We start from the raw sequence: 13,139 nt of genomic DNA on the forward strand, positions 1-13,139 counted from the left end.
GGATATTCCGACATCAAAAAAAGAAGGCGTTACTATAAGGTTCGATCAGCTTTCCAGCAAATGCTGGAGCAGAATTCCGTTGAGCATGGCGCGTTTGACCAGCGCGAACGCGCCAATCGCCGAGCGATGGTCAAGCTTTGAACGAACCACCGGAAGATTCTGGCGGAATGCTTTCAGCGCCTGGGTGTTAATACAGCCTTCAATCGCAGGGAGCAGAACCTTTTCCGCTTCCACAATTTCACCGGCGATCACCACTTTTTGTGGGTTAAACAGGTTAATGGCGATGGCGATGGTTTTCCCCAGATGACGTCCAACCTGCTCGATCACTTCGCAGGCCAGCGCGTCGCCTTTATTAGCGGCTTTGCAGATGGTGCCTATCTTGCAGTCGTCCAGCGTGACGCGGCTTTGATAACCCTGTTCAAGCAGATGGCGAACGCGCTGCTCGATGGCCGTGTTGGCGGCGATCGTTTCAAGGCAGCCAAAGTTGCCGCAGTGGCAGCGCTCCCCGAGGGGTTCAACCTGAATGTGGCCGATCTCTCCGACGTTACCGTTGCGCCCAATAAAAATCCGGCCGTTAGAGATAATGCCTGCACCCGTACCGCGGTGGACGCGCACCAGAATAGAGTCTTCACAGTCCTGGCTCGCACCAAAGTAGTGCTCTGCCAGCGCCAGAGAGCGGATGTCGTGACCCACAAAGCAGGTCACTTTAAAACGCTTTTCCAGCGCGTCGACCAGCCCCCAGTTTTCAACCTGAATGTGCGGCATATAGCGGATCACGCCGCTTTCCGGGTCGACCAGGCCGGGCAGGATCACGGAGATGGCGATGAGTTCGCGGATCTTGCGCTGACAGCTTTCAATAAACTGCGCGATGGTATTGAGCAGCGCATGTTCCAGCGTCTCCTGGGTGCGTTCCGGAAGAGGGTAGTGTTCTTCCGCAATGGCTTTACTGCTCAGATCGTACAGCGTGAGGGTAGTGTCATGGCGGCCCAGACGGACGCCAATTGCCTGAAAATTGCGGGTTTCGGTAATAATAGAGATGGCGCGGCGGCCCCCGGTGGAGGCCTGCTGATCGACTTCTTTGATCAGACCGCGCTCAATGAGCTGGCGGGTAATTTTTGTCACGCTGGCGGGAGCAAGCTGGCTTTGTTCGGCTATCTGAATCCGCGAGATGGGGCCGTGCTGGTCAATCAGGCGGTATACCGCCGCACTGTTAAGTTGTTTAACGAGATCGACATTACCGATTTGAGCTTGTCCGCCAGGTGTCATACTTTTACTTACTCAGTGACGACCTCGTTACCATTAACGATGGTCTTAATAATTTTATAATCGTGTGTGAATGCCGTCAGGTTTGCAACCATACCTGGTGCAATTCCGCCGAGCTGTTTATCCACGCCCAATGCGCGAGCCGGATACAGGGTTGCCATACGCAGGACTTCATCAAGCGCAATCCCGCAATGTTCTACCAGGTTACGCACCCCTTCAATCATGGTCAAAGAGGAACCGCTCAGCGTACCGTTTTCATCCACACACAGTCCATTGCGGTAGTATATTGTTTTACCGGCAAAAATGAACTGCTCAATATTTGCACCTGCCGGTGCGGTGGCATCCGTCACCAGACAAAGCTTGTCACCTTTCAGCCGCTTAGCGTTGCGAATGTTGGTGTAATCGACGTGTAAGCCGTCAGCAATAATGCCGCAGTAGACGTCTGGCTCATCCAGAATCGCCCCGACCAGACCCGGTTCACGGCCTGTGATATACGGCATGGCGTTGTAAAGGTGAGTTGCGAAAGTAATTCCGGCGCGGAAACCGGCTTTCGCTTCTTTCAGCGTTGCGTTCGAGTGGCCTGCTGAAACGATAATCCCGGCGGCGGCCAGCTTGCTGATGACATCCGTACCCGTCATTTCAGGTGCCAGCGTCACTTTGGTGATCACATCGGCGTTGGCACACATGTAGTCAACCAGCTCCGCATCAGGTTTACGCACGTAGTCCGGGTTATGCGTTCCTTTCTTGACCATATTCAGCCATGGCCCTTCAAGGTGCAGACCCAGCGCCTGGTTAGGATGTTTGGCTAGGTATTCTCGCATCACGCGGATACCCTGCTTCATAAGGTCATCACTGCTGGTGATGAGCGTTGGCAGATAGCTGGTGCAGCCCGATTTCTCGTTGGCTTTCTGCATGATCTCCAGAGTTTCTACCGTCACCGCATCCGCGGTGTCATTGAATTGCACACCGCCGCAGCCGTTGAGCTGCACGTCGATGAAACCGGGGGAGATTACTGCTCCATTGAGTGAGCGCTGTTCAATCTCCGGCGGCAGTTCTGCCAGCGGGCAAACACGTTCAATCAGGCCATCAGCGATAACAATCGCATGGTCATCCAGAATATCATGGCCGGTATAAATCCGACCGTGGGTTAAAGCGTACATAACGACCCCCGGTTAAAAAAAGCGGCCGCCTCTTGATGAAGAGGCGGTTATTCAATTACAGACCTTTGATGTTCTCAGCTTCTAACTCGTTGAAGTACTTCAGCGTTTTAACCTTCAGCTCCATCGTGGACGGCTCGTCGCAGACGATGACTGATTTCGGATGCAGCTGCAGGCAGCTTATGGTCCACATATGGTTTACGTTGCCTTCAACGGCAGCCTGGAGCGCCTGGGCTTTCACGCTGCCCAGCACCAGAATCATCACTTCTTCAGCATCCAGCAGGGTGCCTACGCCTACGGTCAGGGCGTATTTTGGAACCTGGTTAACATCGCCGTCAAAGAAGCGGGAGTTTGCCACACGCGTGTCATGGGTCAGCGTTTTAATACGGGTGCGGGAAGCCAGAGATGACGCCGGTTCGTTAAACGCGATGTGACCATCATTACCTACACCACCCATAAACAGATGGATCTTACCGTAAGAACGGATTTTTTCTTCATACTGACGGCATTCTGCGTCAATATCAGGCGCGTTTCCATTCAGCAGGTTAATATTTTCAGCTGGAATATCAACGTGATCAAAGAAATTACGGTGCATAAAGCTATGGTAGCTTTCCGGGTGGTCTTTCGGTAAGCCAACGTATTCATCCATGTTGAATGTCACAACATGCTTGAAGCTAACCTGGCCTGCTTTATGCATCTCAACCAGCGCCTTGTAGGCAGTCAGCGGTGTGCCGCCTGTCGGAAGTCCAAGAACGAAAGGACGATCGGCAGTTGGTTTAAAGGCGTTGATACGGTTAACGATATGGCGAGCGGCCCATTTACCAACTTGTTCAGCAGTTGCCAGGGGAATCAGTCTCATTGTTCACCTCAAGAGTTAAAGTAGAAGAGTGGGCGGATAGCTATCGGAACCTGATACTTAAGCGTAACCTGGAAACTTTCAGGCAGGATCAATCCGTCTTGATTTTTTGAATGATAAAATAAGTTTTCACTGTTAGCCAGTGTAAGGGAGGGTTAATAACGATATTTGGTGACAAAAATCACAAAAAGTATGCGTTTAATTTGCGATACGAATTAATTTTTCACACACTCACAATGCCAGTGAAGCATCAACTGTATCTATAGTTCGTGACACAATAAAAAACAGAGCTGAGAACATGCCTTAAACGGGGTCTCATAGGGGGAAGAAAGTGAGTATTCTAGGTTATTTACAAAAGGTTGGCCGCGCACTTATGGTGCCGGTCGCCACGCTGCCTGCCGCAGCCATCCTGATGGGTGTCGGCTACTGGATCGACCCCAACGGCTGGGGTAATACCAGCGCGCTGGCGGCGTTCTTTATCAAGTCAGGTTCCGCCATTATCGACAATATGTCCGTGTTGTTCGCGATTGGTGTGGCTTACGGTATGTCCAAAGACAAAGACGGTGCCGCTGCGCTGACCGGTTTTGTCGGTTTCCTCGTCTTAACCACTCTCTGCTCACCTGCAGCAGTGGCCATGATCCAAAAAATTCCGGCGGACCAGGTTCCGGCGGCATTCGGTAAGATCAGCAACCAGTTTGTCGGTATCCTTGTGGGTATCATCTCTGCCGAACTGTATAACCGCTTCAGCAGCGTAGAGCTGCCAAAAGCGCTCTCCTTCTTTAGCGGCCGCCGTCTGGTCCCTATCCTGACCTCGTTTGTGATGATCGTTGTCGCGTTCATCATGATGTACGTCTGGCCGATGATTTTCGACGGTCTGGTGAACTTCGGTGAGCACATCCAGAAACTGGGTTCTGTCGGTGCGGGCGTGTACGCGTTCTTCAACCGTCTGCTGATCCCGGTTGGTCTGCACCACGCGCTGAACTCCGTGTTCTGGTTCGACGTTGCCGGTATTAACGATATCCCTAACTTCCTGGGTGGCGCACAGTCCATCGAAGCAGGTAAAGCGGTTGTCGGTATCACCGGTCGTTACCAGGCGGGCTTCTTCCCGATCATGATGTTTGGTCTGCCGGGTGCTGCGCTGGCTATCTACCACTGCGCGCGTCCAGAGAATAAAGCGAAAGTGCTGGGTATCATGATGGCGGGCGCGTTCGCGGCCTTCTTCACCGGTATCACCGAGCCGCTGGAGTTCTCCTTCATGTTCGTGGCGCCGGTTCTGTATGTGATCCACGCCGTGCTGACCGGTATCTCCGTGTTCATCGCTGCCAGCATGCAGTGGATTGCCGGTTTCGGCTTCAGCGCCGGTCTGGTGGATATGGTGCTTTCGTCCCGTAACCCGCTGGCGACCCACTGGTGGATGCTGATCCCGCAAGGTCTGGTGTTCTTCGCGATCTACTACGTAGTGTTCCGTTTCACTATCACCAAATTTAACCTCATGACCCCGGGTCGTGAACTGGCCGTGGCCGGTAGCGAAGCGGATGGTCAGGATGTGAACGTGAGCGGTGCTCAGGACCAGGACGTTTCAGGTCTGGCGCGTCAGTACATCGCCGCAGTAGGCGGTTCTGACAACCTGACCGGTATCGATGCCTGTATCACTCGTCTGCGTCTGAACGTCAAAGACTCTTCCCTGGTGAACGAAGCGCTGGCCAAACGTCTGGGCGCGTCCGGTGTTATCCGCCTGAACAAAACCAGCGTGCAGATTATCGTTGGCTTTGTGGCAGAGAAAATTGCTAATGCCATGAAAACTACCGGCCCGGTAGCCGCAGCAGAAGCTTCTGCCGCACCTGCCGCCGCGCCAGCGGCTGCAAAACCGCAGGCGGTACCCAACGCCAAAACGATAGCCGCGCTGGTTTCACCGGTAACCGGTGAAGTCGTTGCGATTGAGCAGGTGCCTGACGAAGCCTTCGCCAGCAAAGCGGTCGGTGACGGTGTGGCGGTGAAACCAACGGACAAAACCGTTGTGTCTCCGGCTGCCGGTACCATCGTGAAAATCTTCAACACCAACCATGCGTTCTGCCTCGAAACCGAAAATGGCGCGGAGATCGTTGTCCATATGGGTATCGATACCGTTGCGCTGAACGGCCAGGGCTTTACTCGTCTGGTGGAAGAGGGCGCTGAAGTGGTGGCAGGGCAGCCGATTCTGGAAATGGATCTGGACTTCCTGAACGCCAACGCGCGCTCCATGATAAGTCCGGTCGTTTGCAGCAACATCGACGACTTCAGCGGCCTGGTCATTCAGGCGAAAGGTCAGGTTGTTGCGGGTCAAACACCGCTGTACGAGATTAAAGGCAAGTAATCGCTCCTGAGTAGAGTCATGCCTTAAGCGGCGGGGGAGATCCTCCGCCGCTTTTTTTTGCAGCAAATGCCCCCATTATTTTCTTCAGAGACGTTTTAAGGGTTGTCACTACGTCCGGCTTATAAGATCATATGCCGTTATACGTTGTTTACGCTTTGAGGAATCCACGATGAGTGAGGCTGAAGCCCGCCCGAGTAACTTTATTCGTCAGATCATCGATGAAGATCTGGCCAGTGGTAAGCACACCACAATTCATACCCGCTTTCCGCCGGAGCCGAACGGCTACCTGCATATCGGGCATGCGAAGTCCATCTGCCTGAACTTTGGCATTGCGCAAGACTACCAGGGACAGTGCAACCTGCGTTTCGATGACACCAACCCAGTAAAAGAAGACATCGAATACGTTGAGTCCATTAAGAACGACGTGCAATGGCTGGGCTTCAACTGGTCTGGCGATATCTGCTACTCCTCTGACTATTTTGATCAGCTGTACGCCTATGCGGTAGAGCTTATCAACAAAGGTCTGGCGTATGTCGACGAGCTGTCTGCTGACGAGATCCGTGAGTATCGCGGTACGCTGACCGCACCAGGCAAAAACAGCCCGTTCCGCGACCGCAGCGTGGAAGAGAACCTGGCGCTGTTTGAAAAAATGCGTGCCGGTGGCTTCGAAGAAGGCAAAGCGTGCCTGCGTGCCAAAATCGACATGGCGTCTCCGTTCATCGTGATGCGCGATCCGGTGCTGTACCGCATTAAGTTTGCGGAACACCACCAGACCGGCAACAAGTGGTGCATCTACCCGATGTACGACTTTACCCACTGCATCAGCGATGCGCTGGAAGGCATTACGCACTCCCTGTGTACGCTGGAGTTCCAGGACAACCGTCGTCTGTACGACTGGGTTCTGGATAACATCACCATTCCTGTGCATCCGCGCCAGTACGAGTTCTCTCGTCTGAACCTGGAATACACCGTGATGTCCAAGCGTAAGCTGAACCTGCTGGTGACCGACAAGCACGTTGAGGGCTGGGATGACCCACGTATGCCTACCATTTCTGGTCTGCGTCGTCGTGGTTACACTGCCGCCTCTATTCGTGAGTTCTGCAAACGTATCGGCGTGACCAAGCAGGACAACACCATCGAGATGGCGTCCCTTGAATCATGCATTCGCGAAGATCTCAACGAAAACGCTCCGCGCGCGATGGCGGTTATCGAGCCGGTGAAACTGGTTATCGAAAACTATCCGCAGGGTGAAAGCGAGCTGGTCTCCATGCCTAACCATCCGAACAAACCGGAAATGGGAAGCCGTGACGTGCCGTTCAGCGGCGAGATCTGGATTGACCGCGCTGACTTCCGCGAAGAAGCCAACAAGCAGTACAAGCGTCTGGTGCTGGGTAAAGAAGTGCGTCTGCGTAATGCCTACGTCATCAAAGCCGAGCGCGTTGAGAAAGATGCAGAAGGGAATATCACCACCATCTTCTGTTCTTATGATGCTGAAACGCTGAGCAAAGATCCTGCGGATGGCCGCAAGGTGAAAGGCGTTATCCACTGGGTGAGCGCATCCCACGCGCTGCCGGTAGAAATTCGTCTGTACGATCGTCTGTTCAGCGTGCCTAACCCTGGTGCTGCGGAAGACTTCCTGGCGACCATCAACCCGGAATCTTTGGTGATTAAGCAGGGCTATGCGGAGCCTTCTCTGAAAAACGCTGAAGCAGGCAAAGCGTTCCAGTTCGAACGTGAAGGTTACTTCTGCCTGGACAGCCGACACAGCACGGCAGAAAAACCGGTATTTAACCGTACCGTAGGTCTGCGTGATACCTGGACGAAGATCGGCGAATAATATTGCTGGTCTGGTCAATGAGAGACAAACGCCGCACTATGCGGCGTTTTTTTTTACTTAACGATCAGGGTATTAAGCCAGGGCCTAAAAAGGTGTGATAAAAATATCAGGTCAATGAGGTGCTACTTATTTTTCAAAAAAAAGTTTGTGTCATTAGGAAAAACAAAAAGGTTATAAGAAAGGGAAGATGTTTCTCGTCTAGCCACTGAAATACTTGAAAATTTCCCGCCATTCCTCGCCTCCCTGCAAATGTTACAAAGCACTACTAATTATGTGCACTTCGTCATAATCCTGACTTTTGTCCGCTAAAAAGCATTGATAATTCGCGTCGCGAAAAATAACCTAACGACGGTAGTTAATTCGAGGGTATTTAAAACTACCCCTGACCATTTGGTCTTTTTTATTTACGCCGTTTCAGGCGTTTTAATTCGTCAAAGAGGAATAATCTATGCGTACGTTCAGTGGCAAACGTAGTGCGCTGGCGCTGGCTATTGCCGGTGTGACAGCAATGTCGGGCCTGGTGGTGACACCAGAGGCAAAAGCGGCGGGCTTCATCGACGATTCTACCCTCACGGGCGGTATCTATTACTGGCAGCGTGAACGTGACCGTAAAGACGTCACCGAAGACAAATACAAAACCAACCTTTCTCATTCCACCTGGAACGCCAACCTGGACTTCCAGTCAGGCTATGCCGCGGATATGTTCGGTCTGGATATTGCTGCGTTTACCGCGATTGAAATGGCGGAAAACGGCGACAGCGCCCACCCGAACGAAATTGCCTTCTCCTCCAGCAATAAAGCGTATAAAGAAGACTGGTCCGGGGATAAGAGCGGCATCAGCCTTTACAAAGCCGCTGCAAAATTTAAATACGGTCCGGTATGGGCGCGCGGTGGTTATATTCAGCCAACTGGCCAGACCCTGTTAGCACCGCACTGGAGTTTTATGCCGGGTACCTATCAGGGTGCGGAAGCCGGGGCGAACTTTGACTACGGTGATGCGGGTGCGTTGAGCTTCTCCTATATGTGGACCAACGAGTACAAAGCACCCTGGCACATCGAGATGGACAAGTTCTACCAGAACGATAAGAAAACCAAAGTCGATTATCTCCACTCGCTGGGGGCGAAATACGACTTCAAAAACGATCTGGTTCTCGAAGCAGCATTTGGCCAGGCGCAAGGGTATATCGATCAGTACTTTGCCAAGGCCAGCTATAAGTTTGATGTCGCGGGTAGCCCGCTGAGTACCAGCTATCAGTTCTACGGTACGCGCGACAAAGTCAGCAACGGTGGCGTCAATGACATTTATGATGGCACCGCGTGGCTGCAGGCGCTAACCTTCGGCTATAAGGTCGGTCAGGTTGATTTACGTCTGGAAGGAACATGGGTGAAGGCGGAAGGGCAGCAGGGCTACTTCCTGCAGCGTATGACCCCGACCTATGCCTCATCCAACGGTCGTCTTGATATCTGGTGGGATAACCGCTCAGACTTCAACGCCGACGGCGAGAAAGCGGTCTTCTTCGGCGCAATGTACGACCTGAAAAACTGGAACCTGCCTGGCTGGGCGGTGGGCGCTTCTTACGCTTACGCCTGGGATGCAAAACCTGCCGATATGGCAACTCCGGACGCATACTACGATCCCAACTATCGCCTGAAAGAGTCTTCTTACAGCCTCGATGCTATCTATACCCTGCAGGATGGCCGCGCGAAAGGCACAATGTTCAAACTGCACTTCACTCAATATGACAACCACTCCGATATCCCGAGCTACGCGGGCGGTTACGGCAACATCTTCCAGGATGAACGTGACGTGAAATTCATGGTTATCGCACCGTTCACTATCTTCTGATGAATCTTCCGGCGGGTTAGATCCCGCCGGACCGGAGACTGCATATGATGAAAAAAATCGTAATCGTCGCGTTGCTGGCATCAGGGCTGGTGGCGTGTGCTCAGAGTGAGGCACCGAAAGAAGATTCCCGGCTGAAGGAGGCCTATAGCGCCTGTATTAATACAGCAGAAGGATCGCCGGAGAAAATTGAAGCCTGTCAGAGCGTGCTGAACGTGCTGAAGAAAGAGAAAGCGCATGAGCAGTTTGCGACGCGGGAGAACGTCCGGGTGATGGATTACCAGGCCTGTATCCAGGCGCGTAAAACCGGTAACGATCAGGAAGTGACCAAACGTTGCGATAAGATCTGGAACGAGATACGCAACAATAATAAATAAGTTGCTTTACGCCCGGTGGCGCTGCGCTTACCGGGCTTTTTTCTGGCAAAAAAAAAGCCAACCTTTCGGCTGGCTCAGAGTATGAACACTTGATTATTTTGCGTCGTGCGCGTGGTCATCTTCGCGGCAGTCGCCTTCAGCGCAGTGACCGTAAAGATACAGGCTGTGGTTGGTCAGGCGGATACCGTGACGCGCGGCGATTTCACGCTGGCGCGCTTCGATGGAATCATCGCTGAATTCAATGACCTTGCCGCAGTCGAGGCAGATCAGATGATCGTGGTGCTGCTGCTGGGTCAGTTCGAAAACAGATTTACCGCCTTCGAAATTATGACGGGTGACAATGCCCGCGTCATCAAACTGGTTCAGCACGCGATAGACGGTAGCCAGCCCAATCTCTTCACCCATGTCGATAAGACGTTTATAAAGGTCTTCCGCACTGACATGGTGATTGTCTGGACCCTGAAGCACTTCGAGGATTTTTAACCGAGGAAGCGTAACTTTCAGGCCAGCCTTCTTTAATGCGGTATTGTTGTCAGTCATGCGGAATCTGTCCTGTTGCTAAACGATTCACTTCTGTAGGAAGTGACAGAAAATGCACCTGGGATAATGCGTCTCATTATAGAACTGCCATGGCTAAATGAAAACTGCAAGTCTCAGGCAAAATATGCTTATAAAAATGGGGCATCACCAACAAACTTGCTCAATGGAAAACCACATTTTATCAGGGAGACATTGTACAGGTCTGGGCGAAAAAGTTAAAAGATTGTAGCAATTAATTTAATCGGTTTGACCTGGTGCGCGGGCGCAACCGCCGTTGCGCCGCGAGAAAAATCAGGCGTTAAGAATATCGTCCAGGTGCAGTTCTTCACGGATCTGCTTAACCCATTTCTCAACGCGCTCGGCGGTCAGTTCTGGCTGACGGTCTTCGTCGATGGCCAGACCCACGAAATGATCGTCATCGGCCAGGCCTTTAGACGCTTCGAAGTGGTAACCAGCGGTCGGCCAGTGGCCTACGATAACCGCGCCGTTCGGCTCAATGATGTCGCGGATGGTACCCAGCGCGTCACAGAAATACTCAGCGTAGTCTTCCTGGTCACCGCAGCCAAACAGGGCAACCAGCTTACCGTTGAAGTCCACTTCTTCCAGCGTCGGGAAGAAATCATCCCAGTCGCACTGGGCTTCACCGTAGTACCAGGTTGGGATACCCAGCAGCAGAATATCATAGCCTTCCAGATCTTCTTTGCTGCTCTTGGCAATGTCATGCACATCAGCAACGTCTTTACCGAGCTGTTTTTGAATGTTTTTTGCGATATTTTCGGTATTGCCGGTATCACTGCCAAAGAAAATGCCGATGATTGCCATGAGTAAAATAACCTCTTGAAACTTAATAGTATGGTGGCGCAATTCGGCCACGGATAAGGGCAATAATAGCAGAACTGGCAACCCTGCGGAAACAGCTATCGCGCAGGACTGCACTCTGTGCTACATGAAAAGGGTAATAAAGGGGATTTTCAGACTTATGCCTGGCTGCGTAACGTCTCAAGCTGGGCGATTAACATCTCTTCAATGAGCTCGCTGCGGCTGATATTTCGCGCGTCAGCCAGCTCGTTCAGCGCATCGACGGCGTCGGCGTTAAGCTTCAGTTCGACACGCTTAAGCCCGCGATTTTTATCGCGTTTAAGCTGATTGCGTTTATTGATACGCAGCTGTTCATCGCGCGAAAGCGGATTCGTCTTCGGTCGTCCCGGGCGACGCTCATTCGCGAACAGATCTAGTGTCGTACGGTCCGTTTGTTCTTTGGCCATGATTCTGAGACTTCGGGGGAAACACGCCGCCCTGCTAATGCCCGGGCGATAAGCGCGCCATCATACATCACCAAAAACGGCACGCCAACGACTGGAAGCCCGCAGCCTTCCAGTCGCTTTCTTTTTAATCAATTTGTCGTATCAGCGAGATAGCGGCGAATGGCGCGCAGCACGGCATCGGGTTTTTCTGCGTGCACCCAGTGTCCGGCACCGGCAATCACGTGGGCGCGAGCCTGCGGGAATTGGGCCAGCAGCGTGTCGCGGTACGCGTCGGTAACGTAAGGAGAGTTACCGCCGCGAATAAAGAGGGTAGGGTGCGGCCAGGCGGGGACGGTTTCCCAGCCCACGATGTTGTTGTACTGGTTCCAGAGCACCGGCACGTTAAAACGCCATTGGCCGTCAACAAACGACTTCAGCAGGAACTGGACTACGCCTTCTTCATCAAGATGCTCACGCATGACGGCAGCCGCCTGTTGGCGAGTCGCGACGCCCGCTTCGGTGACCGCATTGATGGCGGCAAAAATTTCGTCGTGGCGGCGGACGTCGTAATCCACGGGCGCAACATCAATTACAATCAGGCCGTTAATACGCTCCGGGGCCAGTGCCGTAAGGGCCATCACCGCTTTGCCACCCATTGAATGCCCGATGAGGGTCACCTTTTGCAGGTCGTTGGCATCCAGCGTATCCAGCAGATCCTGCGCCATTGCCGCGTAGGTCATCTCGTCGGAACGGCCGGAAAGACCGTGATTGCGCATATCGACCTGTAAAACATCGTGGTCGGTAACCAGATCGCGCGCCAGCACGCCCAGGTTATCCAGGCTGCCAAAAAGCCCGTGAACCAGTACGATGGGAGAATTATTGTTCGGCGTTTGTGCAGTTTGCGCTCGGGTATTCAATTTCATGGCAAAGTTCTTTTTTTACGTATGTCAGGTTAGGGTATCATGTTGACCATTCTGCCGCCCGGCTGCAAGGTTCCAGTTTAATCTGACTTTTGCCGCCAACCTGGTTTGACGCTATCCGCTGTTGGGATTTGACCTTATAATCCCAATGACTTGTATTCAGATAAGATATCGCACTGGATTAAGATGAAAACAATCGAAGTTGATGACGAACTCTATCAGTATATTGCCAGCCAGACGCGGCATATCGGGGAGAGCGCGTCCGACATTTTACGGCGCATGCTTAAAATTTCCGCCGCTTCACAGCCTGCTACCCCAGTCACCAAAGATGTCGTGTCTCAGCCAAGCGTTGTTGCACAAGCAAAACCTGCCGTGACGCCGGCAAAAGATAAAGTGCGCGCGATGCGCGAGCTGCTCCTTTCCGATGAATACGCGGAGCAGAAAAAGGCGGTTAACCGCTTTATGCTGGTGCTGTCTACACTTTACTCACTGGATAACAAAGCGTTTGCTGAAGCGACCGAGTCGCTGCACGGTCGTACTCGCGTCTATTTCGCGGGCGACGAGCAGACGCTGCTGCAAAATGGCAATCAAACCAAACCCAAACATGTTCCTGGCACCCCGTACTGGGTGATCACCAATACCAATACGGGCCGCAAGTGCAGCATGATTGAACACATCATGCAGTCCATGCAGTTCCCGGCGGAATTGATTGAAAAGGTTTGCGGTACAATTTAACCCTTGCATCAGAA

General features: G+C 52.6%; 12 protein-coding genes. 5 read left to right on the top strand and 7 right to left on the bottom strand.

Going from position 1 to position 13,139, the window contains the following annotated elements:
- Window positions 1-45: 45 nt before the first annotated feature.
- Genes nagC through nagB form a run of 3 tightly spaced genes read right to left on the bottom strand, consistent with a single transcriptional unit; the run spans window position 46 to window position 3,279 of the window.
- Window positions 46-1,266 (bottom strand): DNA-binding transcriptional regulator NagC, encoded by a 1,221-nt coding sequence (nagC, locus tag LRM19_RS02080; protein ID WP_021242995.1) that lies wholly within the window; start codon window positions 1,264-1,266, stop codon window positions 46-48.
- 8 nt (window positions 1,267-1,274) lie between these two features.
- Window positions 1,275-2,423: an N-acetylglucosamine-6-phosphate deacetylase gene (gene nagA, locus LRM19_RS02085; protein ID WP_271367146.1), complete on the bottom strand. Its 1,149-nt coding sequence runs from the start codon at window positions 2,421-2,423 to the stop codon at window positions 1,275-1,277.
- A 55-nt stretch (window positions 2,424-2,478) separates the two neighbouring features.
- Window positions 2,479-3,279, bottom strand: a complete 801-nt coding sequence (gene nagB / locus LRM19_RS02090) for a glucosamine-6-phosphate deaminase (RefSeq protein WP_013097568.1) — start codon at window positions 3,277-3,279, stop codon at window positions 2,479-2,481.
- A gap of 328 nt (window positions 3,280-3,607) precedes the next feature.
- Between nagB and nagE the strand changes: the two genes are divergently transcribed.
- The 4 genes from nagE to chiQ all read left to right on the top strand — a co-directional run bounded on the left by nagE (window position 3,608) and on the right by chiQ (window position 9,686).
- The gene (gene nagE / locus LRM19_RS02095; RefSeq protein ID WP_115874499.1) at window positions 3,608-5,629 is read left to right on the top strand and encodes an N-acetylglucosamine-specific PTS transporter subunit IIBC; all 2,022 of its coding nucleotides are present in this window, start codon (window positions 3,608-3,610) and stop codon (window positions 5,627-5,629) included.
- A 169-nt stretch (window positions 5,630-5,798) separates the two neighbouring features.
- Window positions 5,799-7,466, top strand: a complete 1,668-nt coding sequence (glnS, locus tag LRM19_RS02100; RefSeq protein WP_271367149.1) for a glutamine--tRNA ligase — start codon at window positions 5,799-5,801, stop codon at window positions 7,464-7,466.
- A 448-nt stretch (window positions 7,467-7,914) separates the two neighbouring features.
- Window positions 7,915-9,312, top strand: a complete 1,398-nt coding sequence (gene chiP, locus LRM19_RS02105) for a chitoporin ChiP (protein ID WP_032661118.1) — start codon at window positions 7,915-7,917, stop codon at window positions 9,310-9,312.
- Between the two features lie 47 nt (window positions 9,313-9,359).
- Window positions 9,360-9,686: a ChiQ/YbfN family lipoprotein gene (gene chiQ / locus LRM19_RS02110; RefSeq protein ID WP_111964473.1), complete on the top strand. Its 327-nt coding sequence runs from the start codon at window positions 9,360-9,362 to the stop codon at window positions 9,684-9,686.
- Window positions 9,687-9,779: 93 nt separating this feature from the next.
- Here the strand turns inward: chiQ and fur are convergent, their stop codons facing one another.
- The 4 genes from fur to ybfF form a co-directional block, all read right to left on the bottom strand.
- Window positions 9,780-10,226, bottom strand: a complete 447-nt coding sequence (fur, locus tag LRM19_RS02115; protein ID WP_014169146.1) for a ferric iron uptake transcriptional regulator — start codon at window positions 10,224-10,226, stop codon at window positions 9,780-9,782.
- 291 nt (window positions 10,227-10,517) lie between these two features.
- On the bottom strand, window positions 10,518-11,048 hold the full coding sequence (gene fldA / locus LRM19_RS02120) for a flavodoxin FldA (RefSeq protein ID WP_008501067.1): 531 nt from the start codon (window positions 11,046-11,048) through the stop codon (window positions 10,518-10,520).
- A 155-nt stretch (window positions 11,049-11,203) separates the two neighbouring features.
- On the bottom strand, window positions 11,204-11,491 hold the full coding sequence (ybfE, locus tag LRM19_RS02125) for a LexA regulated protein (protein ID WP_023334913.1): 288 nt from the start codon (window positions 11,489-11,491) through the stop codon (window positions 11,204-11,206).
- Between the two features lie 128 nt (window positions 11,492-11,619).
- The gene (gene ybfF, locus LRM19_RS02130) at window positions 11,620-12,393 is read right to left on the bottom strand and encodes an esterase (protein WP_271367154.1); all 774 of its coding nucleotides are present in this window, start codon (window positions 12,391-12,393) and stop codon (window positions 11,620-11,622) included.
- Between the two features lie 183 nt (window positions 12,394-12,576).
- Between ybfF and seqA the strand changes: the two genes are divergently transcribed.
- Window positions 12,577-13,125 (top strand): replication initiation negative regulator SeqA, encoded by a 549-nt coding sequence (gene seqA / locus LRM19_RS02135; protein ID WP_008501070.1) that lies wholly within the window; start codon window positions 12,577-12,579, stop codon window positions 13,123-13,125.
- The last annotated feature ends 14 nt before the right edge of the window (window positions 13,126-13,139 follow it).

It is taken from the genome of Enterobacter sp. PI-10 (assembly GCF_027947695.1).
In the GTDB taxonomy this organism is placed as follows: domain Bacteria; phylum Pseudomonadota; class Gammaproteobacteria; order Enterobacterales; family Enterobacteriaceae; genus Enterobacter; species Enterobacter vonholyi.

Bases quoted from the DNA above. Each gene is read 5' to 3' on its own strand.
- nagB (WP_013097568.1), bottom strand. From the start codon at position 3,279: ATGAGACTGATTCCCCTGGCAACTGCTGAACAAGTTGGTAAATGGGCC.
- glnS (WP_271367149.1), top strand. From the start codon at position 5,799: ATGAGTGAGGCTGAAGCCCGCCCGAGTAACTTTATTCGTCAGATCATC.
- ybfE (WP_023334913.1), bottom strand. From the start codon at position 11,491: ATGGCCAAAGAACAAACGGACCGTACGACACTAGATCTGTTCGCGAAT.
- chiP (WP_032661118.1), top strand. From the start codon at position 7,915: ATGCGTACGTTCAGTGGCAAACGTAGTGCGCTGGCGCTGGCTATTGCC.
- fur (WP_014169146.1), bottom strand. From the start codon at position 10,226: ATGACTGACAACAATACCGCATTAAAGAAGGCTGGCCTGAAAGTTACG.
- seqA (WP_008501070.1), top strand. From the start codon at position 12,577: ATGAAAACAATCGAAGTTGATGACGAACTCTATCAGTATATTGCCAGC.
- nagA (WP_271367146.1), bottom strand. From the start codon at position 2,423: ATGTACGCTTTAACCCACGGTCGGATTTATACCGGCCATGATATTCTG.
- ybfF (WP_271367154.1), bottom strand. From the start codon at position 12,393: ATGAAATTGAATACCCGAGCGCAAACTGCACAAACGCCGAACAATAAT.
- chiQ (WP_111964473.1), top strand. From the start codon at position 9,360: ATGAAAAAAATCGTAATCGTCGCGTTGCTGGCATCAGGGCTGGTGGCG.
- nagC (WP_021242995.1), bottom strand. From the start codon at position 1,266: ATGACACCTGGCGGACAAGCTCAAATCGGTAATGTCGATCTCGTTAAA.
- fldA (WP_008501067.1), bottom strand. From the start codon at position 11,048: ATGGCAATCATCGGCATTTTCTTTGGCAGTGATACCGGCAATACCGAA.